The following is a 23,168-nucleotide window of genomic DNA, read 5'->3' on the forward strand; positions in this document are numbered from 1 at the left end:
CCACACACCATGAGCGAAGAGACAAAAGTAAAAGGGCCAGCGTCGTACTTCCCCTCCATCGAGAAGAAATACGGCCAGCCCGTCAGCCACTGGCTAAAGCTGATCGGCACCGTCAGCGGCAAGAAGCACATGGAGATCGTCAACTGGCTCAAGGCCGAGCATGGCTTGGGCCATGGCCATGCCAATGCCTTGGTGGCGTATTTTTTGGCGAGCGGCAAAAACAGCTGAGGATACAACCCGCCCCATGCTGGTCATCGAACAGTTGCACAAGTCGTTCAGCACTGCCCAAGGCCTGCTGCCGGTATTGCAAGGCGTCGACTTGCGCCTGGCCCAGGGCAGCAGCCTGGCATTGATGGGTGAGTCCGGCAGCGGCAAAAGCACCTTGCTGCACCTGGTCGCCGGTCTCGATCGCGCCGATAGTGGGCGCATCCTGATCGATGGCCAGGCGCTGGACGCCCGTTCGGAATCAGCCCTGGCCCGCTGGCGCCGGGAAGGCATCGGCCTGGTGTTCCAGCAGTACAACCTGATCAGTAGCCTTGATGTGGCAGCCAATCTTGCCTTTCAGGCCAGGCTGGCGGCGCGCCTTGACCGCCAGTGGCTGGACTACCTGGCTACCCGCCTGGGTCTGGCCAGCCTGTTGCAGCGCTACCCGGAGCAACTCTCCGGTGGCCAGCAGCAGCGGGTCGCCATCGGCCGGGCGCTGGCCGCCCGCCCGGCGCTGGTGCTGGCTGATGAGCCCACCGGCAGCCTCGACGAGCGTAGCAGCGATGAGGTGCTCGCGTTGATGCTGCAACTGGTCGCCGAGGCGGGCAGCAGCCTGTTGATGGTGACCCACAGCCCGCGGCTGGCGGCGCGCCTTGAGCAATGCTGCATCCTGCACGCCGGGCGTGTGCAGGTCGAGGCGCGTTGATGAGCCCGCTGCTGATTGCCCTGCAGGCACTGCTGAGCCACTGGCGGCGCCATCGCTTGCAGTTTTTCAGCATCTTTACCGGCTTGTGGCTGGCCACTGCGCTATGGACCGGGGTACAGGCGCTCAACAGCCAGGCGCGGGCCGACTACGCCCGCGCCAGCGCGGTGCTGACCGGGCCCTCGCAGGCGCAGTTGATAGCCCGCAACGGTGAGCGCTTCGAGCAGGCGCTGTACCTGCAACTGCGCAGGCTCGGCTGGCAGGTGTCGCCGCTGCTGGAAGGTCGCTTGCGCTTTGCCGGGGAGCAACCGCTGACGGTACGTCTGATCGGTATCGAGCCGCTGAGCCTGCCAACAGCAATGACTGTCGCCGGCACGCCGCTGCAAGGCGTCGATGTGCAGGCATTCATTGGCACGCCCGGGCAAGCCTGGATCGGCCCCGATACCCTGCGGCAACTGCCTCTGAATGCCAGCGGGCAAGCCACCAGCAGCGACGGCCAGGTACTGCCGCCGTTTGTTGTTCAGCCGCAGCTGGCACCAGGGGTGATTGTGGTGGATATCGGCCATGCGCAAGCCTTGCTGCAAGCGCCCGGCCAGCTGTCGCGACTGCTTTTGAATGATGACGCCAGGCCCTTGCCCGCAGATATCGCCGCGCGCCTGACCCTGCAAGCGCCCAGCGACGATGGCGACCTGCAGCGCCTGACCGCCAGCTTTCACCTCAACCTCACCGCGCTGGGCCTGCTGGCCTTCGTCGTCGGGCTGTTCATCGCCCACGCCGCCATCGGCCTGGCCCTGGAACAGCGCCGCGGGCTGATTCGCAACCTGCGTGCCTGTGGCATCAGCTTGCCCACCCTGTTGACTGGCTTGGCCCTGGAACTGGGGGTTTTCGCCGTGCTCGGCGGCCTGGCCGGGGTGGCCAGCGGCTATGGCCTGGCCGCCCTGCTGCTGCCCGATGTCGCCGCCAGCCTGCGTGGCCTGTATGGCGCCCAGGTTGCCGGGCAACTGAGCCTGCCGGCCGGGTGGTGGCTGGCGGGCATCGCCGTGAGCGTGCTCGGTGCCTTGCTCGCCGGAGCCAGCAGCGTGTTGCGCGCCGCCCGTTTGCCGCTGCTGGCCCTGGCCCAGCCGCAGGCCTGGCGCATGGCCCAGGGGCCGTGGCTGCGCCGCCAGGCACTGGTCGCTGCGGTGTTGTTGCTGGTGGCGCTGGGCTGCTGGCAGTGGGGCAACAGCCTGACCAGCGCCTTTATCCTGCTGGCGACGTTGTTGTTGGCGGCAGCATTGCTGCTCCCCGCCCTGCTCGACGCCGCGCTGGCCTGGCTGGCGCCGCTGTGTCGCGGGCCGCTGGCGCAGTGGTTTGTCGCCGACAGCCGCCAGCAGCTCCCGGCACTGAGCCTGGCGTTGATGGCGCTGCTATTGGCATTGGCCGCAAGCGTCGGCGTGGGCAGCATGACCGAGGGCTTTCGCAAAACCTTCAGCGGCTGGCTCGATCAGCGCCTTTCGGCCGACCTGTACCTCACGCCGCACGACACCGCCCAGGCCGTGCAGATCAGCGAGTGGCTCGCCCAACAGCCGTCAATCACTGCCCTGCTGCCCAGCTGGCGTGCAGAAATACGCGTGCAGCAGTGGCCGGTGCAAGTCCAGGGCATCACCGATCACCCTGCCTACCCCGCGCGCTGGCCTTTACTGGAACAAAGCCCGCAGGCCTGGGCGCAACTGGCCAGCGGTCGCGCGGCCATGCTCAGTGAGCAACTGGCCCGGCGCCTGGGCCTGCAGCTGGGCGACCCGCTGCAGGTAGCCAATCAAACCCTGACCGTTGTCGGCATCTATGCCGACTATGGCAACCCCAAGGGCCACCTGCTGGTCAACGCCGGCTGGCTGCGCGCACACGTGCCGCAGGCGACGCTGAGCAACATCAGCCTGAACCTTGCCGCCGAGCGTATTGCCGCGCTCAAGGCGCAACTGCAGCAGCGCTTCGCCCTGGACGACAACCGTGTGGTCGAGCAAGCCACCTTGAAGCGCTGGTCTACGGAGATTTTCAACCGCACCTTTGCCGCCACTACGGCGCTCAACAGCCTGACCCTGGGCGTGGCGGGCGTCGCCCTGTTCATCAGCCTGCTGACCTTGAGCCAGAACCGCCTGGGGCAGCTGGCACCGCTCTGGGCCCTGGGCGTGCGGCGCATACAACTTGCCTGGTTGTCGCTGGGGCAAACCCTGCTGCTGAGCAGCCTGACCGTGCTGCTGGCGATCCCCTTGGGGCTGTTGCTGGCCTGGTGCCTGGTGGCGGTGGTGAATGTCCAGGCGTTCGGCTGGCGCCTGCCGCTGCATGTGTTTGCCGCGCAACTGCTACAGCTGGCAATGCTCGGCTTGCTCACCAGCCTGCTGGCCAGCGCTTGGCCGTTATGGCAACTGGCGCGGCGCCAGCCCTGCGAACTGTTGAGGCAATTTGCCGATGAAGCCTGACCTCTGCCTGTGGCTCGGCCTGTTGCTGCTGAGCGGTTGTGACCAGCCTGCGCCCGCGCCGAAAAGCTTTGCTGGCTTGGGTCAGGACGCCGCGGCCTTCAACCAGGTAACGCGCAATCATCCGTTAGTGTTCCCCCTCGACCACGCTGCCCACACCGGCTTTCGCATCGAGTGGTGGTACGTCACCACCAACCTCACCGACGGCCAGGGCCGCGACTGGGGCGCGCAGTGGACGCTGTTCCGCTCGGCCCTGCGCCCTGGCACCGAAACCACCGGCTGGAACAGCCCCAACCTGTGGATGGGCCATGCCGCGCTCACCGGCCCCGGCGGGCATCAATACGCCGAAACCCTGGCACGCGGCGGCATCGGCCAGGCGGGTGTTACCACCCAGCCGTTTCACGCCTGGATCAACGATTGGTCGCTACAAGGCAGCGACGACCTCGGGCGCCTGCAAATGAGCGCCAACGGCACGGGTTTCAGCTATTCCCTGAAGCTGGTCAGCAACGGCCCGCTGGTGCTGCACGGTGCCCGGGGCTACAGCGAAAAATCCGGCAAGGGCCAGGCCTCGTACTATTACAGCCAGCCGTTCTACCAAGTCAGTGGCGAAGTCGAACGCAACGGCCAGCGCGTGGCCGTGAGTGGCAACGCCTGGCTCGACCGCGAATGGAGCAGCCAGCCCCTGGCGGCTGGGCAGTCGGGTTGGGACTGGTTCTCCCTGCACCTGGACAGCGGCGCCAAACTGATGCTGTTTCGCGTGCGCGAAACCCAGGGCGCGCCCTACCACGCTGGCACCTGGATAAGCGCCGAGGGTAACGCCCAGGCATTGCAGGGTGCGCAGATCCAGCTGCAGGAACTGGCCTGGAGCAAGCAGGACAACGGCCACAAGGTACCGACACGCTGGCGTGTGCAGGTGCCGGCGCATGACGTGGATGTACAGGTCGATGCACTGGAGCCCAAAGCGTGGATGTCGACGCGCTTTCCCTACTGGGAAGGGCCGGTGCGCTTCAATGGCAGTGTGAGCGGCAAGGGCTATCTGGAGATGACCGGATACTGATGCTGCAGGAGCGGGCTCGCGCCAATCCTGTGGGAGCGGGCTTGACCCGCGATTGAGCGCGAAGCGGTCGCAGTCCGGTCAGCACCTGATGTGCTGGCTGTAACGGCCTCATCGCTGGCAAAGCCAGCTCCCACAGAGATCCTGCAAGCATCCACTTCTGTGGGAGCCGGACTTGCCGGCGATCGAGCGCGTAGCGGTCGTAATTCGGCCACCACCTGAAGTGCTGGCTGTACCGGTCTCATCGTACACCCGCCAATCCGAATCCGCTTTCACTGTAGGATCTTTCCGATTACGTCCAGCGGTGCGCTAGATCGCGAGCGGCGGTGCTAGGTTCCGGCCTTCATTGCCCAAGGAACCTGCGCATGACAAGGATGCCACCCTCAACACCTTCCCCAGCTCACTCGATATTGTCTTCCTCAGAGTCACTGCAGCCCAGCGTCTACGTCGTACCGCGCAGCGTGACGGGCAGTCAGGTAGTGGCTTTGGGAAGCATGATTGGCAACACATCTGGTGATCTTGCTGGAGAACTATTCTACAACTGGACAGGCTTATGAGTATTGACCCTCGTTCCTGGCCTCTGGGATTACAGATGGTGCTGATCCTTGGCCCGTGGAGCAGCAGATTCGCGTTTGGGGGACATCAAGCCTAGTGGCGCGTTGGGTGCTAGTCGGAGTGATCAGTGGCTTACTGGCCTACCCACAAAAACATATACGCCAAGGCCAGCTCGACGCAGTGCAAGTGCGCAACTTCCCCCGGCGGCTCCGACGTCGCTTGCTTGTTTCCGGCAGACTGATCTTTATTGGGTTCGCGTTAATGATCATGAGTCTCGGGTTGTACAAATTCTGCGAACCCTAGCCCGTGAGAGCCACGAACACACAACAGGAGACGCACCATGGACCACTTCACCGGCGGTTGCCTGTGCGGCAACGTGCGATTTGCAGCCTCGGGACGCCCCTACCGGGTCGGCCTGTGTCACTGCCTGGACTGTCGCAAGCATCACGGCGCGCTGTTTCACGCCTCGGCGATTTTCCCCGCAGAGGCAGTCAGCATCGAAGGCGAAACCCGTGACTACGCCGGGCGCTATTTTTGCCCACGTTGCGGCTCGTCGGTGTTCGCCCGCTCAGGCGATGAAGTCGAGATCAACCTCGGCGCGCTGGATGCGCCCAACCTGCTCACGCCCACCTACGAAAGCTGGACCACTCGCCGCGAATCCTGGCTGCCACCCTTCCCGCTCGTCCACCACTACGAAAAAGATCGCGATCCGTCGGGGCGCTTCGAGGACTAGGCCCCCAGCTGTCGCTGCATCTCCTGCGACATCTGGCGGGACCCCTCGCGCAACGGCTCCGGGGCGCCGACCGGCTGAAAGCCATGGGCCTGGTACAAACGCATCGCCGGGCTGTCGGCGAGGGTCACGCCCAGGCCCACCCGGCGCACGGCAACGCTCGCGCAGATCGCGGTAGCTGGGCCATTCATGGGCTAAAACGGGGCGGACGGCGATCACAAGGCTTCCTTGGCTGATTGATCCTCAACAGGCTGCCAGACTACCACCAAGATGCGATCATGCCGCCCTTCATCGACACCGCAGGATCGACCCACGATGTTTTCAGCAAGATGGACCTGGCTGGCCCTTGGCCTGTTACCCGCCCTGACCCAGGCCGCAACACCGGAACCGGTGCCACTGACCCGGGTGTTCCAGGACTGGCGCCTGGCCTGCGACAACACCCGCCGCTGCACCGCGGTGTCGGGCAGCACCGACAACCCCGGGATGGGCCTGTACATCGTCCGCGAAGCCGGCGCCAAGGGCAGCACCCGGGTCAGTGTGATCGGCTACGACGACGTCGGCCTGCGCTACGAATTTCACCTCGATGGCCGCCCCACCGAGCCCTGGCAGTACGGCTCGCACGACCGTGAGTACTATTACCTCGAGGGCGACGCCGCCGTTGAAAAACTGCGCGAGCTGCGCAACAGCGACACCTTGAGTTCCAACAGCAACTTTGGCGAGCGCCGGGTATCGCTGCAAGGCTTGAGCGCCGCCCTGTTGCTGATGGACTCGGTGCAAGGGCGCATCGGCCACCCCAGCGCCTTCGTGCACCCGGGCTACCAGGCGGACAGCCGCGTACCGCCGGCCCCGGCGATTCCCAGACTGCCACGCTTTACCCTGGCACCAGCCTTGAGCGAAGCCGAGCAGCAGGCCATCGGCGACTACCTGATTGCCCTGACCAAGGAAGAACTGAGCGCCGCGCCCCATCAAAACTGGCAGGCCCAGGCCGAGGTCTACCCCCTGGACCCGGCCCACGCCCTGGTGCGCCTGCGTTACGGCTGCGCCGAGGACGGCTGCAACCACAGCCTCTATCGTGTCTCGCGCACGGCGCCGTACCAGGCGACACCGCTAGCGCTCAAGGCGGCGCCCGAGGCTCAGTTTGCGCCTGACCTGTATGGGCAGATCAGCTTCAACCCGGTCAGCGGCCAGTTGAAGATTTTCCGCGAGATGGGCAAGGACTGCGGCGACAGCTCGACCTGGCAATACGACGGTGCGGCCATGCAGCTCAAGGACCGGCGGACCATGTGGCGCTGCGACAGCATCAACGAGGAGTACTGGCCGGTGACCTGGCGCGCCAAGGGCTGACTCAGGCGCCCAGATCATCCCAGTACGGCGGCGTGCCGATGGCGTCGAGAAAGTAGTCCCATACCCGCCGTACCTTCTGCGAGCGCAGGCGGTTTTCCGCTGACAGCAGGTGGATCTGGCTGGGCGTCGCCTCCACGGCGCCTTGCCAGTCGGGCAGCAGTTGCACCAGGGCCTTGCTGGTAAAGCTGTGCTTGCTGAACAGCCAGGACGGGAAGAACACAATGCCGCGCCCGGCCAGGGCCGCTTCCACCAGCACCTGGGCATTGTTGCTGCGCAGCGGCCCGTGCACATCGACCACCTCGACGCTATCGCTGCCCGGCGCACGCAAGTGCCAGCGCTGCGCCCCGCCGGTGCCTTTGTAGACCAGGCAACTGTGCTGGCGCAGGTCCTGCGCGGACGTCGGCTGGCCATGTTTGTCGAGGTAGTCGGGGCTGGCGCACAGTACATAACGCTGGGTGCAGATCTGCCGGCCGATCAGCCCCGAATCCTGTAGATGGCCGACGCGAAAGGTGATATCGGCGCCCTCCTGCACCGGGTCGATATAGGCATCGGTGGCGGTCAGTTCCACGGTCAGCTCCGGGTATTGCTCATGCAAGCCATTGAGCAGGCGCACGATGTGCAGATGCGCAAAGGCTACCGGCGCGTTGATCCGCACCAGGCCGCGAATGTCGCCGGGCTTGCCGCTGATCGACTCGTCGGCGGCATCCAGCAGCTCCAGCACTTCGCGAATCTGCAGGTAATAGCGCTCGCCGGCTTCGGTCAGTTTTACCGCGCGGGTGTTGCGGTACAGCAACTGCTGCCCGACCTCTCGCTCCAGCGCGGCGATAAAGCGCGACACCGACGAGGCCGGCACCTGAAAGTGCCGGGCAGTGGCAGAGAAACTGCCGGTCACCGCGACCATGGCGAAAAAGCGGTGGGCCTTGAGGTGCATGGGGCGGCTCCCTATAAAGCGCAAATCCGCCCAGTATAGGCGTGCGTATTGCTATTACAGCAATAGTGTTTTGCCATAGGCCTTGATTGTGGCTGATTTCGCAAGACTCTAGGATGACGTCATTCCATTGCCAGGCCCCACTCATGAATGACCTGTTTGCCCCCTACGACCTCGGCCCACTGCAGCTGAGCAACCGTTTTGTCATGGCGCCGATGACCCGTTCGCGCGCCCCAGAAGACATCGCCACCGCGCAAATCGCCCTGCATTACACCCAGCGCGGCACCGCTGGCCTGATCGTTTCCGAAGGCACGCCGATCTCCCGCGAAGGCCAGGGCTATCTGTTCAACCCGGGTATTTTCAGCGAGCAGCAGATCCACGGCTGGAAGCTGGTGACCGACTCGGTGCACAGCGTTGGCGGCAAGATCTTCGCCCAGCTGTGGCATGTCGGCCGCGTCTCGCACACCTCGATCCAGCGCAATGGCCAGGCCCCGGTCAGCGCTACCAGCAAGGTCGCCCAAGGCGCGATTGCCTTCGGCTACACCGACAGCGGCGAGCCGGGTTTTGTCCCGACCTCGACGCCGCGCCCGTTGACCACCGAGGAAGTTACCCGGGTGGTCGAAGACTTCGCCCAGGCCGCTGCCAATGCCATTGCCGCAGGCTTTGACGGCGTGGAAATCCACGGCGCCAACGGTTACCTGATCGAGCAGTTCCTCAACCCGCTGGTCAACGACCGCAGCGACCGTTACGCCGCCGACACCCTGGAAAACCGCCTGCGCTTTGTCTTTGAAGTGGTCGATGCGGTGGTCGCGCGCATCGGCGCCGGCAAGGTCGGCATCCGCGTCTCGCCTTACGGCCAGCTGTTCGACATGCCGATCTACCCGCAGATCGACGAAACCTACTCGGCCCTCTGCGCCGGCATGGGCGCGCGCGGTATCGCCTATGTGCATGTGATGGACCAGACCCACTTCTTCCTCGCCAGCGAAGGCGCCGTGGCCCAGGAACAAGCCCTGCGCGAGCTGCTGGCCCATTGCAAGGCGCAACTGTGTGAAACGGCGCTGATCCTGGCCGGGGACATGACCCTGGAGCGCGCCCAGGACCTGGTCGATGCCGGCCTGATCGACCTGGCGGGCTTTGGCCAGCCGTTCATCGCCAACCCCGACCTGGTCGCGCGGCTGAAAAACGGCTGGCCGTTGACCACCCCGGACCGCGACACCTACTACGGCGGCGGCGCCAAGGGCTATCTGGACTACGCCCCGTACGCCCCGGCCTGAAGCGCGAGCAGGCCGGCGCTAGCCAGGCGTGGCATTATTTGCGCACACCGCTGTCCCCTTTTGTTCGCTCGCTTGTCATCAAGGGCATGTGAACCCAAAAGAGAGCGCAACAATGCCCGCACTGACACGCCACCGAACGCGCCTGGCGTCTTCGTTTTCGTCCCCTACCCTGTGCCTGGTGCTGGGCCTGGCGTCGTTGGCGCCACCCGCGGTGCTGGCCGACGGTGCCAGCCGCAGCTACCAGATACCGGCTGGCGAACTGGGCACCGCGCTGACCCGCTTTACCGCCCAGGCCGGGGTCAGCCTGTCGGTTGACCCGGGCCTGGTCAATGGCCGGCGCAGTGCCGGTTTGAGCGGCAGTTTCAGCGTCGATGAAGGCTTTGCCCGGTTGCTGCAGGGCTCTGGCCTGCAACTGCAACCGGTGGCCGCGGGTGCCTACACCCTGGTGCCAGCACCACAAAGCGGTGAAGCGCTGGAAATCGCCCCCACCAGCATCCTCGGCGCCCACAGCGGCGGCGATGACGACGGCCAGCGCTACGCCGGCGGCCAGGTCGCGCGCCGTGGCTCGCAAGGCCTGCTGGGCTCGCGGGACTTCATGGAAACGCCGTTCAGCATGACCACCTACACCAGCGAGGCGATCAAGGGCCAGCAGGCGCGCACCCTCGGCGACCTGATCGCCAGCGACCCGTCGGTGCGTGCCACCAACCCCGCCGGTGGGCGCTTCGAGCAGTTCACCATTCGCGGCCTCAGCCTGTTCAACAGCGATGTTGCCTACAACGGCCTGTACGGCGTCCTGCCGACCTATTCCATCGACATGGAAATGGCCGACCGCGTCGACATCATCAAAGGCCCCAGCCAGCTGATCAATGGCATCTCGCCGCGCGGCAGCGTCGGCGGCGGCATCAACGTGGTGCCCAAGCGTGCCAGCGACACGCCGATCACCGAATTCACCGCCAGCTACGCCTCAGGCAGCCAGGTGGGTGGCGCCGTCGACATCGGCCGGCGCTTTGGCGAGGACGGCAAGTTCGGCCTGCGCTTCAATGGCGTCAAGCAAGCCGGCGACACCGAATGGGACCAGCAGAGCGTCGACCGCGAAATGGCCGTGCTCGGCCTGGACTTTCGCGGCGAGCGCCTGCGCCTGTCGACCGATATCGGCCATACCACCCGTGATACCGATGCCCCCCAGGAGCGGGTCATCGTTGGCGCCAATGCCAAGGTGCCGGACGCAGGCGACGTGCGCCGCAACTACGCCCAGGCCTGGAGCAAGGCGCGCACCAACGATACCTTCGGCACGCTGAACGCCGAATACGATATCAACGACGCGCTGATGGCCTACGGCGCCGTCGGCGCGCGCAAGAGCAACCATGACTTTCTGCGCCACAACGTGCCGGTCTCCAACGATGCCGGCGACTTCAGCGTCCAGCCCCGCGACTTCACCCGCGACGAGAACGTGCGCACCGCCACCGCCGGCCTGCGCAACTGGTTCGCAACCGGGCCGGTGAGCCACGAGGTCAACCTGGCGGCCAACTACTTCTACATGGACTTCGAGAACGGCGGCGGGCGTTATGCCGCCGGCCCCAGCAACCTCTACACCCCGCGCCCGACCCCGACGCCCGGCACCCTGCTGCGCTCGGACCCCAAGGTCTATACCGAGAACCGCTTCAGCGGCGTGGCGTTGTCCGACACCCTGGGCTTTTTCGACCAGCGCCTGTTGCTGACCCTCGGCGCGCGCTGGCAGCGGGTCCAGGTCGATGACTGGAGCGACGGCATCAAGGGCGACACTGCCTACGACGAAGAGAAGCTCTCGCCCTCGGGCGGCATCCTGTTCAAGCTTACCGACCAGCTCTCGCTGTATGCCAACTACATGGAAGGCCTGAGCCAGGGCAAGATCGCCCCGTCGACCTCGATCAACGAAGACCAGATCTTCGCGCCGTTCGTCAGCCGCCAGGTGGAAGTCGGCGCCAAGTACGACCTGGGCAACTTCGCCCTGACCGCCAGCGCCTTTCGCATCAAGCAGCCGGCCTACGAGACCAACGCCACTACCCGCGTGTTCGGGCCCAACGGCAAGCGCGAGAACAAGGGCGTCGAGCTCAGCGTGTTCGGCGAGCCGCTCAAGGGTTTTCGCCTGCTCGGTGGGGTGATGTTCATCGACAGCGAACTGACCGACACCGTCGGTGGCAGCTTCGACGGCAACCGCGCCCCGGCAACGCCGGAGTACAACGTCAGCCTCGGCGCCGAGTATGACGTACCGGCCCTCTCCGGCCTGACCCTGACCGCCCGGGGCATCCACTCAAGCTCGCAGTACCTGGACCAGGCCAACAGCAAGCAGATCGACGGTTGGGAGCGTTACGACCTGGGTGCGCGCTATGCCTTCAAGGTCGACGACAAGGCCATCACCCTGCGCGCCAGTGTCGAAAACGTCCTGGACCAGCGCTACTGGGCTTCGGCGGGCGCCTCGGATGACAGCGAGGCGGGGTTGACCCTGTCGACCCCGTGGACCTACCTGGTGTCAGCGACACTGGGGTTCTGAGGGCAACGCTGTTGCTCCCGCAGTTTCAACCCCTGACCGCCGCCTCAATCGCCGCGATATCAATCTTGCGCATGCCCATCATCGCATCGAAGGCGCGCTTGGCGGCGGCACGGTCAGTGCTGGTAATTGCCTCGACCAGCACCCGCGGCGAGATCTGCCACGACAGCCCCCACTTGTCCTTGCACCAGCCGCAGGCGCTCTCCTGGCCGCCATTGCCGACAATGGCGTGCCACAAACGATCGGTTTCAGCCTGGTCTTCGGTCGCGACCTGGAACGAAAACGCCTCGCTGTGCGTGAACATCGGCCCGCCGTTAAGCCCCACGCAGGGGATGCCCAGCACAGTAAACTCGACGGTCAGCACGTCGCCCTCGTTGCCCGAGGGAAAGTCGCCCGGCGCCCGGTGCACGGCACCGACCTTGCTGTCGGGGAAGGTCTTGGCGTAAAAGGTCGCAGCCTCCAGCGCGGTGCCGTCGTACCAGAGGCAGATGGTATTTTTAGGGCTCATCCTGGTTCTCCATGGTTGGTGAATGGCAGGTTGAGTCTAGTCAGGAAGACCGCGAACACACTCATAACGCACCATTCAACTGCCCCAGGTCCGCCGCCAGTTGCAACCTGGCGGTGTACCAGTTGACCAGCGACTCCACGCGCCGCTGCTCGGCAAGCGCCAGCTCGTTCTGCGCCCTGAGCAGTTCGATGATGCTGCCCACCCCGGCCTTGTAGCGCCCCAGTGCCACTTGATGGGATTGCCCGGCGCTGGCGACGAAGCTGCGGCTGATGGCCAGGGCGCGGGTGCGCGCATCCAGGGCCTGGCGGCTTTTCCAGACGTTGAGGGCCACGCTGCGTTCGGCCTGCTCCAGGGCTTGCTCACGGGCGTCGGCTTCATAATCGGCGGCGCGGGCACGCCGACGGCTGAGAAAGCCGTCAAAGATCGGCACGGTGATCTGCACGCCAACGCTCCAGGTCTCGATCTGCTGGCGCGTCGACACCTGGTCGATCGGCGTGTCTTCCTGCTGGTAGCTGCTGAACAGCGACACCTTGGGGCGTCCCTCGGCACGCGCTTCATCCGCCTTGGCACGCGTGGCATACCAGTCCGCGCGGGCCTTTTCGATGGCCGGGTGCTGGACCCTGGCTTGCTCCATCAGGGCATCGACACTGGCCATGAACTCGCCCTCCTGCCCCGCCGGCTCGTTCAAGGCGGTGAGCGTCAGCGGTGCCGAGGGTGACAGCCCGAGGGCGCTGGCCAGGGCGCCCTGGGCCGTCGCGTAGTCACCTTCAGCCAGCACCCGCTCGAGCTGCGCCTGGTCATGGGTAGCCTGGGCCTGAAGGCGGTCGGTCTGCTCTCCGGCCCCGGCCTGGTACTTGGCCGTTGCCGCCTTGAGGCTGTTGGCCGCCAGGGATTCGGCGCTGCGCTTGGCCGCGAGCAAGGCGGCGTTGGCCTGGACCTGGTAGAAGGCCTTGCTGGTGGCGAGCACCGTGGCCTGGATTTTCTCCACGCGACTGCTGCTGGCCGCGTTCAACAGCTGGCGGGCGCCCTCGACTTTCGCCGCCCGCAGGCCAAAGTCATACAGCACCCAGTTGAGGTTCAGGCCATAGCTGTTGGTGCGGGTGTTGAGGGTCGAGTCGGCCTCGGGAAAGTTGTCAAAGCGCGTCTTGCGGCTTGCCCGCCCACTGCTGGCCTGGGCCTGCACGGTCGGCCAGTAGGCCGAGTACTCGGCATCGAGGCTGGCCTGGCTACTCAGTTGCGACAGCCAGGCTTCGCGCACTTGCGGGTCGGCGCACAGGGCGATGGCCACGGCACTGGACAACACCAGCGGCTCTGAAGGGTTTAGCCTGCCGGGGCAGGCATCGAGGGCTTCGGCGGCCATGCCCGGCACCACCGTCCAGGCCAGCAGCAAGGCGGCCAGACACAGCCTGGTCAGGTGGCGGTTCATGACGAAGACGCCGCACCGTGGGCACGTTCATCTGGCTCGACTGGCGCCTGCTCATCGGCCTCGATCAGCGGCCCGTCATACACCACCCGGCCGTTGTCGAGCGCCAGCACCCGGCGTGCCGAACGAATGGTATCGGGGCGATGGGCGACAATGATGCGGGTGATGTTCAGTGCTTGCAGCGCCTGGTTGACCGCCGCCTCGCGGTCGATGTCGAGGTGGCTGGTGGCCTCGTCGAGAAACAGCAGCTTGGGCCGCCGGTACAGCGCCCGGGCCAGCAGGATGCGCTGCTTCTGTCCACCCGACAGCACCGTGCCCATGTCGCCCACCAAGGTGTTGTAGGCCATGGGCATCTGCGCGATGTCATCATGCACCGCCGCCATGCGCGCGCACTGCTCGACCCAGCGCGGGTTGGCCTCGGCGCTGAAAAAACTGATGTTGTCGGCAATCGAGCCGGCAAACAGCACATCATCCTGCAGCACCGTGGCGCTGACCCGCCGCAGGCGCTCCAGGTTGTGACTGTCGATGGCCACGCCGTCGAGCAGCACGCTGCCGCTGCTGGGGCTGAGAATGCCGAGCATGACATTGAGCAAAGTAGTCTTGCCGCCACCCGAGGGGCCGACAATCGCCAGGGAATCGCCCGCCTCGATGCGCACCGACACTTCATCCAGCACATAGGGCTCGTGCTCGGAATAGCGAAACTTGAGCTGGCGCACTTCCAGGCTCGGCACGCTGTCGACGGCGTCGTTGTCGTCAGCGCTCGGGGGCTGCCTGGGCTCGGGCACCTGCAGCAGGATATCGGCCAGGCGTTCGCCATGCAGGCGCAGCATCAGCACATCCACCAGCTTGTCGATCAACCCGGCCACGCGACTGTTGAACTGCTCCTTGTAGGCGTTGAAGGCAATCAGCATGCCGGCGCTGAACTGGCCTTCGAGCACCAGCCTTGCGCCGAGCCAGATCACCAGCACGGTCACCAGGCCGAACAGCAGGCCATTGAAGGCGCGGTAAGCCAGCGCGAGCTTTTGCGGGCGCAAGCCGGCGTTGATTTCTTCGACCAGCAGGCTGCCCCAGGCGCTGGCACGTTGCTCCTGATGGCCGAACAACTTGATGGTGCGCACCCCGCGCATGCTTTCCAGAAAGTAGCTCTGCTGGCGGGCGGCATGCACCAGCTCCTCTTCGCTGGCGCGACGCAACGGGCCAAACCAGGCCCAGCGGGCCAGGGCATAGATGACCATGGCCAGCAACGCGATCAGTGCCAGCGGCGGGCTGTAGGCGAACATCAGGCCGAGGGTCACCAGGGTCATCAGGCCGTCGAGCAAGGCTTCGACAAACGAGGTGGTCAGGGTGTGCTGGATCGACTTCAACGAGCCAAAGCGCGAGACGATATCGCCCAGGTGGCGGCGCTCGAAAAACGCCACCGGCAAGCGCACAAGATGGCTGAAGACATTGATCTGCCATTGCGCGCTAAGCAGGGTGCCCAGGTACATCAACGCCCAGGAGCGCCCCAGCGCCAAAGTTTGCTGCATCACCAGCAGCAGAGCAAAACCGATGGCCAGCACCGCCAGCAGGTCAAGGTCGGCGCTGACCAGCACCTTGTCGATCACCGTTTGCAGAAAAAACGGGCTGAGCACCATGCACAGCTCCAGCGCCGCCGCCAGCAACAGCACATGGCTGAGCACCCCGCCAAAGCCTTGCACCCGGCCCAGCAACTGGCGCAGGCGCAGCGGCGGGTTGGCCGCACCCGGCTGAAAATCGCTCTGTGGCCACAGCTCCAGGGCCACGCCGGTGAAGGCCGCCGAGACTTCTTCGAACGACAGTTTGCACACCCCACGCCCCGGATCGTGCAGGGTCACCCCACGCGGGCCAACCTCCTTGAGCACCACGAAGTGGTTGAAGTTCCAGTGCAGCACACAGGGCAAGCGCAGTTGCCCGAGCGCTTGCAGCTCCAGGCGTAACGGGCGGCTGGCCAGGCCCAACTGGCTGGCCATGGCCATCAGTTGCTTGAGGGTAGCGCCTTTCATCGATGGCGACAGCTTCTGGCGCAGCGAGAACAGGTCGTGACGCTGGCCGTGAAAGCCGGCGATCATCGCCAGGCAGGCCTGGCCGCACTCGGCGGCTTCGGCCTGGAGCACCATGGGCAGCTTGCGGCCGATGCCGAAAGCCAGCGGTTGGCGAATGTTCAAAGGCGTTTCCCTATGCCGCGCAGGGGTTCGAGCAGCCACTCGTAGAGGGGCATGTTCTCCTGCAGGATGTCGGCGTCCAGTTGCATGCCCGAACGCAAGCGCTCGTTCAGCCCGCGCCCGCGCATGTTTTGTTGTTCGAGGGTGACCCGCACCCGATACATCGGGCCCTGCTCGCGCTGCTGCTCGGAGACGCCGCCCACGCTCATGATTTCATCGGCTGGCAGCGCGCTGCGCGACACCGACGCCACCGTGCCGCGGGCCAGGCCGAAGTGCTGGTATGGATAGGCCTGATAGCGCAGCAGCACGGCATCGCCACTGCGCACGAAGCCCGCCGAACGGCTGGGCACATAGAGTTCGGCGTACAGCTGGGCATCGCTGGGCACGATGCTCAGCAGTGGCCGGTTACCGTCGGCGCGGGTGCCGTTGACCACGCCAACAGCCGTCACTTCGCCACTGGCCGGGGCGGTAATCACCACCTGGCGTTTGACTTCGCTTTCCAGCAGGTTGCCCTGGCTCTGCGACAAGCGCCGCTCAAGCTCGGCCAGTTGCTTGCCCTGGTTGAACGGCAACTCGGCAAGCTCGGCGCGCAAGGTGGCGATATCGTTGCGCAGCGACAGCAGCGAACGGCTCAGCTCTTCGCTGCGCAGGCGCACTTCGAGCACGGCATCCTGCTTTTCCTGCAACTGGTCGCGCGACACGTAGTCCTGGCGCTGCAGGTCGGCATAACGCGCGGCAATGCCCTGGGCCAGCCCCAGGCGCTGGCGGCTGATGTCCATCTGCGTGAGGATTTTCTGCTGCTCGCTTTCCAGCACCGCCAGGCGCCGGCGCTTGCCCTCAAGCTCCTGCAGGTGCAGCGCCCGGGTGCTGGCGATTTCCTCAGTGAGGCTGTCGTTACGACGCTTGATCAAGCGGCTGATAGCCACGTGCGCGCCACCGGCCTCGGCGTACAGGTCACTGCCCAGGGCCATCAGTGTCGACCCGGCCTCAACGCTCTGCCCTTCGACCGCAGCCAGGCCTTGCACCACCCCTGCCTGTGGCGCAAACACCTTGATCAGCCCGCCCTCGGGCACCAGTACGCCACTCACGGTGGCGCGGCGGGTATAGGTGGCGCAGGTCAGGAACACAATCAACAACAGGCTGAACAGCAGCGCAGCCAGCGCCGCCCAGCGCAGGGGCACGGGCGACACCAGCAGTACGCTGCCCAACTCCTTGTCACGCCGTGCGTGCACGGCTTCGCTCCTGAATAACATGCCAATCCATGACCCGGCGGATAACGTTAATAACATGAACAGACTGATCGCCTGAGTCTGTAGCAGCATAACGGCGGGTTAATCGGCAGGCACTAGCACACTTGTACTATTGCCCTTGAAGCGCTGGCGTTACTAACTTGGCCGGGGATCGAAACAGCCTGATGCTGTTATTAGATTAGAACTGTGATCGATCTCACACTTTAATAGTGCAAGACCTTGCGCCCAGGCCCTCTCCTGGGGGGATCAACCTAGGACGAACCCACTGTAGCAAACGAGGTATACATAACATGACCCATGCACAAAACATCGACATGACCCGCGCGCAACCCTCTGCCCTGCGGGTGCTCGACGATCAGGAAGTGGACCAGGTAAGCGGCGGGTTTTCCGTCAGCGCCGGTTCCTGGACACTGACCGGTGGCTCTTATAACTTCGGCGCGGGTGCCGGGTATCGCTTTGACTTATACAAAGGCGGCGCCCACCAGGGCAGTTACACCCTGTGCAAATAAATCCGATGGTTATATGAGTTGGAAGTAAGCGAAGGGCCATCATGGCCCTTCGCTCTATATATAAAGATGATAGTTAATTGCCATCAGCGACCTTGCGTTCAATATCGGCAATCTTGCGGCTAAGTTCTTCGGCAGCCTCAGCCTGGGTGCGATGATTGGCCGGGGTGATCGGCCGGTTGGCAAGGTCGTCTTCAGCAGGCTTGTCCGTCTCGTTGGCGGGCGTGTCGCGCTCTTTGCTGTTCATTGCAGGTACCTCCCGTGTCATACCCGTTGGATAGCACAGCAGCCTTGGAGTTCTGATCGGTAACGGCTTGAAGTTGGCCCGGCTTCTGCGATGATGCCCGGCCAGGACGGACGTTCGCTTACCCGGCAGGATTGAAACACCATGGTTGACCCAAGATGGACCTGGCTGTCCTTGATGCTCCTGCCGGCCCTGACCCAGGCCGCGCCGGAACCGGAGCCAGTGCTCAAGCAGTTCAAGCAATGGGTCGTGGGTTGCGACAACACCCTGCGCTGCACCGCCGTGTCGAGCAGCGTCGATCAAGGCGTGGGCCTTGAGCTGGTGCGCGAAGCCGGGGCCCAGGGGGCCACCACCCTGACCCTGTTCAGCGACGCCGGTGTCGAGCTCGGCGCCAGGCTGCTGCTCGACGGCGGCCCGGTGCCTGCGGGGTTTCGGCCAGGCGCCCAGGGGCAGATGCGTTATCACGCCAAAGGCGATGTCGCCGTCAGGTTGCTGCGCCAGCTGCGCAACGGCCAGACCCTGACCCTGGACACTGGCAACGGCCAGCACCCGGTATCGCTGCAGGGCCTGAGTGCCTCCTTGCTGTTTATCGATTCGCTGCAAGGTCGAATCGATCACACCAGCGCCTTTGTAAACCCCGGCACGCGCCCCGACAGCCAGCTGCCGCCAGCACCGCCGACGCCCACCCTCGCCCCCTTCACACCGGCGCCAGGGGTAAGCGATGCCGAGCAGAAAGCCATCGCCGACGCCGTCATTGCCACCACCCGCCATGAATGGAGTGAACCCGAGTACGACAACTGGCAAGCCGAAGCCGAGGTCTCGCCGCTGGACGCGACCCATGTGCTGGTAGGCCTGCGTTACGGCTGTGGGAGCCAGGGCTGCATGTACAGCTACTACCGCGCCTTGCGCAGCGCGCCCTATCAACCCACCTCGCTGCACATCGAGGTCCCCAGGCATGATGTGCTGGGCGGCGAGATGTATGGCTTTTTCAAGTTCGACCCGGCCCGCGGCGAGCTCAACCAGCTACAGCCGGGCGGGCGCTACTGCGGCGCCAATGCAACCTGGCGCTATGACGGCGCGGTGATGCAGCTCAAGGCATTCAGCCGGATGAGCTGGTGCGACAGCGTCGATACTGCCCATTGGCCGCAGATCTGGCGTACCGAGGGATAGCACCGGGCATACAGCTTGGCGCGGGCATTCGCTACACTGCGCGCTTTGCCCCAAGAGCCTATGCGCATGGATGCCCTCGCCCGTTTTGCCCTCAAGCCGCTTGCTGCGAGCCTGGCTGTGCTCACCCTGGCCGCCTGCAGCCACTTTCCTGGCGGTGATGAGGCCGATCTGCCAGGCGACGGCCACCTGCCCGAGTACCAGAGTCCGGCCCCCGACTGGCGCGTGCTGAACCTGGACGAGGATCAGGACTGGCTGCTAATTGACCGTAACAGCCTGCAGCATGAGGGCGACATTACCTACGCCTGGACCGGCATCCAGCGCCACCGCTACCCGATGAAGTACGGCCACGCGGTGATGGCCCTGCACAGCCGCGAGCGCCTGGCATTCTATTGCCAGCGCCAGCTCATCAGCCGGCAAATCCAGTTGTTCCTCGACAACGACGATCGCGTAGACCGCACCCGACTCGAATCGCAGCCCTTCAGCGCGTTCTACCGGCAGGCCCCGTTGTACTATCAGCAGTTGTTCGACGCCGCCTGCCAAGCGCCGGCCGAGCTTGCCAAGCTTGCCCCGCTCAAAGCCCGTACGCCGTTGCCGCCGCCGTTTTTGCCGCCCAGGGCCAGGCCTGAAGTGCTTGCGGCCATCGCCGCCCTCGACCTGCCGACACCACGCCTGAGCCTGCACCGGCTGGATTATCGCTACGACGCCAACCTCAGCGACGGCAACGATGCCGTCAACAGGCCACGCCAGGTATTCCTCAGCACCGACAGCCGCTCCGGCCAGCTGTTGCTACAGGCTGTAGACCCGACGATAGCGCAGCAGCTCCAACTGAGCTTTCGCGGCCTGTTCGATCTGTCCGCACGCGGCATCGACATCATGACCGGGCAGGAGCAGGACGCCAGCGACAGCTTGACCGCGCTCTCATTCAGCGGCGACTGGCAAACCCTGCCCGCCCAGGCACAACTGAGCTACACCAGCAGCCACGCCGGGCCAACTTCGAGCATTACCCGCACCACCCATTGCCAGGTCGGCAAGGCGCAAGCGGCCAGCGCCCTGCACCCGGCCCTGCAAGGCAGCGCCAAGCCGTTGACCTGCACCTGGCAGAGCCCGGGCGGCAACCGTTGGCGCGAAGGCTACAGCTACCTGGTCGACTACGGCGTGTTCGTCCGCACCCGCGAAGACAACCCGCTGGGCAGCTGGCGCTGGAAAGTCGAGTCGCTGCAGTGAATCAATGCAGGACCGTGGCGAAGCTTGCGTCCATGCGCTCGCGGTCGTAGTCCAGCAGCCACGGCTGGTGCTGGCGGTACAGCTGCGACAACAGCGCATGGTTGGGGCCGACCACGTCCATGCCGCGATCGTCATAGGGCCAGACCATCAGGCGCTGGTTGAGGTTGAACAGGTAGACGCCACAGCACAGGCTCGGGCGAATGACCCCGGCGCTGCCGGACAGCGCACACCAGAGCAGCGGTTGCAGCATCGACAGCGGCAGTTCAAAGGCCAGGTGCAACCAGTACTCGGGCCGGTGCTCGTCGAACCAGTCGTCCGGGTCCAGCCGTTCGCTCCACAGCGAGCGCTGGGCGGGGATGCGAATGCCGGCCGCTTGCAGGCCACGCAACAGCTCGCGCCGGGCAAAACCGTTGCCGTCGGTATGGGTGCGCAGGCACACCACCAGCGATTGCTCACCGGCAAACAGGTCGCGGCACACTGCGGTGGCCTTGCTGACCGCCAGCAGGAAGCGTTCGATGTCACTACCGCCTTCGGCCAGTTCGAAACGCAGGCCTTGCGGGTAGTTATAGAAAAGCGGCCTGGCAAAGGCCAGGCCGCTGAAAATGTGCTGGATTTGCAGTTGTAGATTCACGATACCTTCCTGGCTGTGGGCCCCGCACAGCTGGGGCCAGAGTCCATTGCGGCCAGCACCCTGAAGGTGCTGGCCGCAGTGCTTCACTCAGTGCGGCGCGCGGGGGATGGTCTTGAGCAGGTCTTCAGGGCTGATGTGCCCGACCACCTGCTGCACGCTGCCCGGTTGCGGCAGGCCAAGGATGTGGCCTTTCATCTTGCCGATCACGTGCATCTCGCACGGCTTGCAGTCGAACTTCAGGGTCAGTACTTCATCGCCGTGAATCAGCTGCATCGGCGCCACCTTGGTGCGCACGCCGGTCACGCCCTTGGCCTGCTTGGGGCACAGGTTGAAGGAGAAACGCAGGCAGTGCTTGGTGATCATCACCGGCACTTCGCCCGCCTCTTCGTGGGCCTCGTAGGCGGCGTCGATCAGCTTGACCCCGTGACGGTGGTAGAAGTCGCGGGCTTTCTGGTTGTAGACGTTGGCCAAAAACGACAGGTGCGACTCCGGGTACACCGGCGGCGGGTTGGTTTCGGCCTTGCGGCCACCGCGCGGGTGGGCCTGGATGCGCGCGGCGGTCAGCGCTTCGATGACCTCGCGGCGCAGGGCCTTGAGCTGCGAGTTGGGAATGAAGTACGCCTGCGGCGCATCGAGCTGAACGTCGGTGGCATGGTACTCGGTGGTGCCCAGCTGGCCGAGCAGGTCGCGCAGTTGCTCCAGCGCCTGCTCCGGCTTGTTGGCCAGGCCGAACGGGCCGTCCAGGGCGACGCTGGCACTGATGCCCTCCTCGCTGGTAGCGGTCAGCGCCAGGCGCTGTTCGTCGAGCTTGGCCACCCAGGCCAGGCCGATACGGCGCTCGGCCGAGGTCTTTTGCAAAGCCTGCTGCCAGTTGTGGTCGAGGTTGCGGCTCAGCGGATGGTTGGGCCGCAGCTGGTGCATGCCCTTGGGCATCTCGTTGGGCTCGACGCGGTAGCGGTAGCGTTTTTCGCCGTCTTCATCGAACTCGCCTTTAGGCTCGGCGATGTTGGCGCGAAAGCCCACCACTTCGCGCTTGACCAGCACGTTGAGGCCGTCGCCGTTGGACAGCGGCTCGTGAGTGACCACCTGCAGGTCGCGCTTGCCGACTTTCTCGACCACACCCACCGGCAGGCCGGTGAAGGTCGGCGAGTCGAAGGCGCCGATGTCGATCTTGCGCTCGCTGACGAAGTAGTCGGTGCTGCCGCGGTGGAAGGTTTTGTCCGGGTCGGGCAGGAAGAAGTGCGCGGTGCGCCCGCTGGAGGCGCGGGCCAGGTCCGGGCGGTCTTCGAGCACGGCGTCCAGGCGCTGGCGGTAGTAGGCGGTGATGTTCTTCACATAGCCCATGTCCTTGTAGCGCCCTTCGATCTTGAACGAGCGCACGCCGGCCTCGACCAGGGCGCGGATGTTGGCGCTCTGGTTGTTATCCTTCATCGACAGCAGGTGCTTCTCGTAGGCGATCACCCCGCCCTTCTCGTCCTTGAGGGTGTACGGCAGGCGGCAGGCCTGGGAGCAGTCGCCACGGTTGGCGCTGCGCCCGGTCTGGGCGTGGGAGATGTTGCACTGGCCGGAGAACGCCACGCACAGCGCACCGTGGATGAAGAACTCGATCGCCGCGTCGGTCTCGTCGGCGATGGCGCGGATTTCCTGCAGGTTCAGCTCGCGGGCCAGCACCAGCTGGGAAAAGCCGGCCTGGTCGAGGAACTTGGCCCGGGCCAGGGTGCGGATGTCGGTCTGGGTGCTGGCGTGCAGCTCGATCGGCGGGATGTCCAGCTCCATCACCCCCAGGTCCTGGACGATCAGGGCGTCGACGCCAGCATCGTACAGCTCGTGGATCAGCTTGCGCGCCGGTTCCAGCTCGTTGTCGTGGAGGATGGTGTTGATGGTGGTGAACACCCGCGCATGGTAGCGGCGGGCGAACTCCACCAGCTGGGCGATATCGCTGACGTCGTTGCAGGCATTGTGGCGCGCGCCGAAGCTTGGGCCGCCGAGGTACACGGCGTCGGCGCCATGCAGAATGGCCTCGCGGGCGATGGCGACATCGCGGGCGGGGCTGAGCAATTCCAGGTGATGCTTGGGCAGGGACATGTTTTTTTAGTCAGGCTGTCACGGTCGAGGCGCGCATTGTAGCGGCGAAACGCCTGAACGGCACCCGTAGCCTGCCCGGTGGTGCGCCCGATCGCGGGTCAAGTCGAGTCGTCGCACCGCCGCTCCCACAAAGAACTGTGGGCCGGCCTTGCCGCCGATGAGGCCAGTGCAGTCA

At 65.1% G+C, this 23,168-nt stretch carries 20 protein-coding genes; 11 read left to right on the plus strand and 9 right to left on the minus strand.

The features are described 5' to 3' along the window. The first annotated feature begins 9 nt into the window (after window positions 1–9). The 5 genes from ABIE20_RS10195 to ABIE20_RS10215 all read left to right on the plus strand — a co-directional run bounded on the left by ABIE20_RS10195 (window position 10) and on the right by ABIE20_RS10215 (window position 5,702). A complete protein-coding gene (locus tag ABIE20_RS10195) occupies window positions 10–228 on the plus strand; it encodes a DUF4287 domain-containing protein (protein ID WP_429504851.1) in 219 nt (72 codons plus the stop codon). A 16-nt stretch (window positions 229–244) separates the two neighbouring features. After that, on the plus strand, window positions 245–910 hold the full coding sequence (locus ABIE20_RS10200) for an ABC transporter ATP-binding protein (RefSeq protein WP_429504853.1): 666 nt from the start codon (window positions 245–247) through the stop codon (window positions 908–910). Then, window positions 910–3,363, plus strand: coding sequence for an ABC transporter permease (locus ABIE20_RS10205; protein ID WP_429504855.1), 2,454 nt, complete (start codon window positions 910–912; stop codon window positions 3,361–3,363). Before ABIE20_RS10200 ends, ABIE20_RS10205 begins: the two co-directional genes overlap by 1 nt. Next, window positions 3,353–4,417 carry a lipocalin-like domain-containing protein gene (locus ABIE20_RS10210; RefSeq protein WP_429504857.1) on the plus strand — a complete coding sequence of 355 codons (1,065 nt, stop codon included), beginning with the start codon at window positions 3,353–3,355 and terminating at the stop codon, window positions 4,415–4,417. The genes ABIE20_RS10205 and ABIE20_RS10210 overlap by 11 nt, the downstream gene beginning before the upstream one ends. Before the next feature lie 892 nt (window positions 4,418–5,309). Then, complete coding sequence (locus ABIE20_RS10215; RefSeq protein ID WP_429504859.1) at window positions 5,310–5,702, plus strand: GFA family protein; 393 nt, start codon at window positions 5,310–5,312, stop codon at window positions 5,700–5,702. Here ABIE20_RS10215 and ABIE20_RS10220 read toward each other — a convergent pair. Further along, a complete protein-coding gene (locus ABIE20_RS10220) occupies window positions 5,699–5,890 on the minus strand; it encodes a hypothetical protein (protein ID WP_429504861.1) in 192 nt (63 codons plus the stop codon). The genes ABIE20_RS10215 and ABIE20_RS10220 overlap by 4 nt on opposite strands. A 124-nt stretch (window positions 5,891–6,014) precedes the next feature. On the opposite strand from ABIE20_RS10220, the gene ABIE20_RS10225 reads away from it, so the two are divergent. After that, window positions 6,015–7,043, plus strand: coding sequence for a DUF1176 domain-containing protein (locus ABIE20_RS10225; RefSeq protein ID WP_429504863.1), 1,029 nt, complete (start codon window positions 6,015–6,017; stop codon window positions 7,041–7,043). Window position 7,044: 1 nt separating this feature from the next. Here the strand turns inward: ABIE20_RS10225 and ABIE20_RS10230 are convergent, their stop codons facing one another. Then, window positions 7,045–7,974, minus strand: coding sequence for a LysR family transcriptional regulator (locus tag ABIE20_RS10230; protein WP_429504865.1), 930 nt, complete (start codon window positions 7,972–7,974; stop codon window positions 7,045–7,047). 143 nt (window positions 7,975–8,117) lie between these two features. On the opposite strand from ABIE20_RS10230, the gene ABIE20_RS10235 reads away from it, so the two are divergent. Next, complete coding sequence (locus ABIE20_RS10235) at window positions 8,118–9,245, plus strand: alkene reductase (RefSeq protein ID WP_429504867.1); 1,128 nt, start codon at window positions 8,118–8,120, stop codon at window positions 9,243–9,245. A 112-nt stretch (window positions 9,246–9,357) separates the two neighbouring features. Then, window positions 9,358–11,775 carry a TonB-dependent siderophore receptor gene (locus tag ABIE20_RS10240; RefSeq protein ID WP_429504869.1) on the plus strand — a complete coding sequence of 806 codons (2,418 nt, stop codon included), beginning with the start codon at window positions 9,358–9,360 and terminating at the stop codon, window positions 11,773–11,775. Between the two features lie 25 nt (window positions 11,776–11,800). Here ABIE20_RS10240 and ABIE20_RS10245 read toward each other — a convergent pair whose 3' ends face one another. From ABIE20_RS10245 to ABIE20_RS10260, 4 genes are all read right to left on the minus strand, one after another. Next, window positions 11,801–12,280: a VOC family protein gene (locus ABIE20_RS10245; protein WP_429504871.1), complete on the minus strand. Its 480-nt coding sequence runs from the start codon at window positions 12,278–12,280 to the stop codon at window positions 11,801–11,803. A gap of 61 nt (window positions 12,281–12,341) precedes the next feature. Next, complete coding sequence (locus ABIE20_RS10250; protein WP_429504873.1) at window positions 12,342–13,706, minus strand: TolC family protein; 1,365 nt, start codon at window positions 13,704–13,706, stop codon at window positions 12,342–12,344. Next, the gene (locus ABIE20_RS10255; RefSeq protein ID WP_429505260.1) at window positions 13,703–15,838 is read right to left on the minus strand and encodes a peptidase domain-containing ABC transporter; all 2,136 of its coding nucleotides are present in this window, start codon (window positions 15,836–15,838) and stop codon (window positions 13,703–13,705) included. Before ABIE20_RS10255 ends, ABIE20_RS10250 begins: the two co-directional genes overlap by 4 nt. Window positions 15,839–15,882: 44 nt before the next feature. Continuing rightward, window positions 15,883–17,136: an HlyD family secretion protein gene (locus ABIE20_RS10260; RefSeq protein WP_429504875.1), complete on the minus strand. Its 1,254-nt coding sequence runs from the start codon at window positions 17,134–17,136 to the stop codon at window positions 15,883–15,885. A gap of 287 nt (window positions 17,137–17,423) precedes the next feature. Here ABIE20_RS10260 and ABIE20_RS10265 point away from each other — a divergent pair, with 287 nt between their 5' ends. Next, the gene (locus ABIE20_RS10265) at window positions 17,424–17,642 is read left to right on the plus strand and encodes a hypothetical protein (RefSeq protein ID WP_429504877.1); all 219 of its coding nucleotides are present in this window, start codon (window positions 17,424–17,426) and stop codon (window positions 17,640–17,642) included. Window positions 17,643–17,715: 73 nt separating this feature from the next. Here ABIE20_RS10265 and ABIE20_RS10270 read toward each other — a convergent pair whose 3' ends face one another. Continuing rightward, window positions 17,716–17,886, minus strand: a complete 171-nt coding sequence (locus tag ABIE20_RS10270) for a hypothetical protein (RefSeq protein WP_429504879.1) — start codon at window positions 17,884–17,886, stop codon at window positions 17,716–17,718. A 141-nt stretch (window positions 17,887–18,027) separates the two neighbouring features. On the opposite strand from ABIE20_RS10270, the gene ABIE20_RS10275 reads away from it, so the two are divergent. Both ABIE20_RS10275 and ABIE20_RS10280 read left to right on the plus strand, forming a co-directional pair. Beyond that, window positions 18,028–19,053 (plus strand): DUF1176 domain-containing protein, encoded by a 1,026-nt coding sequence (locus ABIE20_RS10275; RefSeq protein ID WP_429504881.1) that lies wholly within the window; start codon window positions 18,028–18,030, stop codon window positions 19,051–19,053. 66 nt (window positions 19,054–19,119) lie between these two features. Beyond that, window positions 19,120–20,277, plus strand: a complete 1,158-nt coding sequence (locus tag ABIE20_RS10280) for a hypothetical protein (protein WP_429504883.1) — start codon at window positions 19,120–19,122, stop codon at window positions 20,275–20,277. Between the two features lies 1 nt (window position 20,278). Here ABIE20_RS10280 and ABIE20_RS10285 read toward each other — a convergent pair whose 3' ends face one another. Continuing rightward, the gene (locus tag ABIE20_RS10285; protein ID WP_429504885.1) at window positions 20,279–20,908 is read right to left on the minus strand and encodes a DUF3885 domain-containing protein; all 630 of its coding nucleotides are present in this window, start codon (window positions 20,906–20,908) and stop codon (window positions 20,279–20,281) included. Between the two features lie 87 nt (window positions 20,909–20,995). Continuing rightward, window positions 20,996–22,993 carry a peptidase U32 family protein gene (locus tag ABIE20_RS10290; protein ID WP_429504887.1) on the minus strand — a complete coding sequence of 666 codons (1,998 nt, stop codon included), beginning with the start codon at window positions 22,991–22,993 and terminating at the stop codon, window positions 20,996–20,998. Window positions 22,994–23,168: the final 175 nt, after the last annotated feature.

The organism is Pseudomonas sp. 2835 (assembly GCF_050435905.1).
GTDB lineage: Bacteria > Pseudomonadota > Gammaproteobacteria > Pseudomonadales > Pseudomonadaceae > Aquipseudomonas.

Bases quoted from the DNA above. Each gene is read 5' to 3' on its own strand.
- ABIE20_RS10210 (WP_429504857.1), top strand. From the start codon at position 3,353: ATGAAGCCTGACCTCTGCCTGTGGCTCGGCCTGTTGCTGCTGAGCGGT.
- ABIE20_RS10205 (WP_429504855.1), top strand. From the start codon at position 910: ATGAGCCCGCTGCTGATTGCCCTGCAGGCACTGCTGAGCCACTGGCGG.
- ABIE20_RS10275 (WP_429504881.1), top strand. From the start codon at position 18,028: ATGGTTGACCCAAGATGGACCTGGCTGTCCTTGATGCTCCTGCCGGCC.
- ABIE20_RS10225 (WP_429504863.1), top strand. From the start codon at position 6,015: ATGTTTTCAGCAAGATGGACCTGGCTGGCCCTTGGCCTGTTACCCGCC.
- ABIE20_RS10280 (WP_429504883.1), top strand. From the start codon at position 19,120: ATGGATGCCCTCGCCCGTTTTGCCCTCAAGCCGCTTGCTGCGAGCCTG.
- ABIE20_RS10290 (WP_429504887.1), bottom strand. From the start codon at position 22,993: ATGTCCCTGCCCAAGCATCACCTGGAATTGCTCAGCCCCGCCCGCGAT.
- ABIE20_RS10240 (WP_429504869.1), top strand. From the start codon at position 9,358: ATGCCCGCACTGACACGCCACCGAACGCGCCTGGCGTCTTCGTTTTCG.
- ABIE20_RS10200 (WP_429504853.1), top strand. From the start codon at position 245: ATGCTGGTCATCGAACAGTTGCACAAGTCGTTCAGCACTGCCCAAGGC.
- ABIE20_RS10245 (WP_429504871.1), bottom strand. From the start codon at position 12,280: ATGAGCCCTAAAAATACCATCTGCCTCTGGTACGACGGCACCGCGCTG.
- ABIE20_RS10215 (WP_429504859.1), top strand. From the start codon at position 5,310: ATGGACCACTTCACCGGCGGTTGCCTGTGCGGCAACGTGCGATTTGCA.
- ABIE20_RS10265 (WP_429504877.1), top strand. From the start codon at position 17,424: ATGACCCATGCACAAAACATCGACATGACCCGCGCGCAACCCTCTGCC.
- ABIE20_RS10235 (WP_429504867.1), top strand. From the start codon at position 8,118: ATGAATGACCTGTTTGCCCCCTACGACCTCGGCCCACTGCAGCTGAGC.
- ABIE20_RS10255 (WP_429505260.1), bottom strand. From the start codon at position 15,838: ATGGTGCTCCAGGCCGAAGCCGCCGAGTGCGGCCAGGCCTGCCTGGCG.
- ABIE20_RS10220 (WP_429504861.1), bottom strand. From the start codon at position 5,890: ATGAATGGCCCAGCTACCGCGATCTGCGCGAGCGTTGCCGTGCGCCGG.
- ABIE20_RS10230 (WP_429504865.1), bottom strand. From the start codon at position 7,974: ATGCACCTCAAGGCCCACCGCTTTTTCGCCATGGTCGCGGTGACCGGC.
- ABIE20_RS10270 (WP_429504879.1), bottom strand. From the start codon at position 17,886: ATGAACAGCAAAGAGCGCGACACGCCCGCCAACGAGACGGACAAGCCT.
- ABIE20_RS10260 (WP_429504875.1), bottom strand. From the start codon at position 17,136: ATGTTATTCAGGAGCGAAGCCGTGCACGCACGGCGTGACAAGGAGTTG.
- ABIE20_RS10250 (WP_429504873.1), bottom strand. From the start codon at position 13,706: ATGAACCGCCACCTGACCAGGCTGTGTCTGGCCGCCTTGCTGCTGGCC.
- ABIE20_RS10195 (WP_429504851.1), top strand. From the start codon at position 10: ATGAGCGAAGAGACAAAAGTAAAAGGGCCAGCGTCGTACTTCCCCTCC.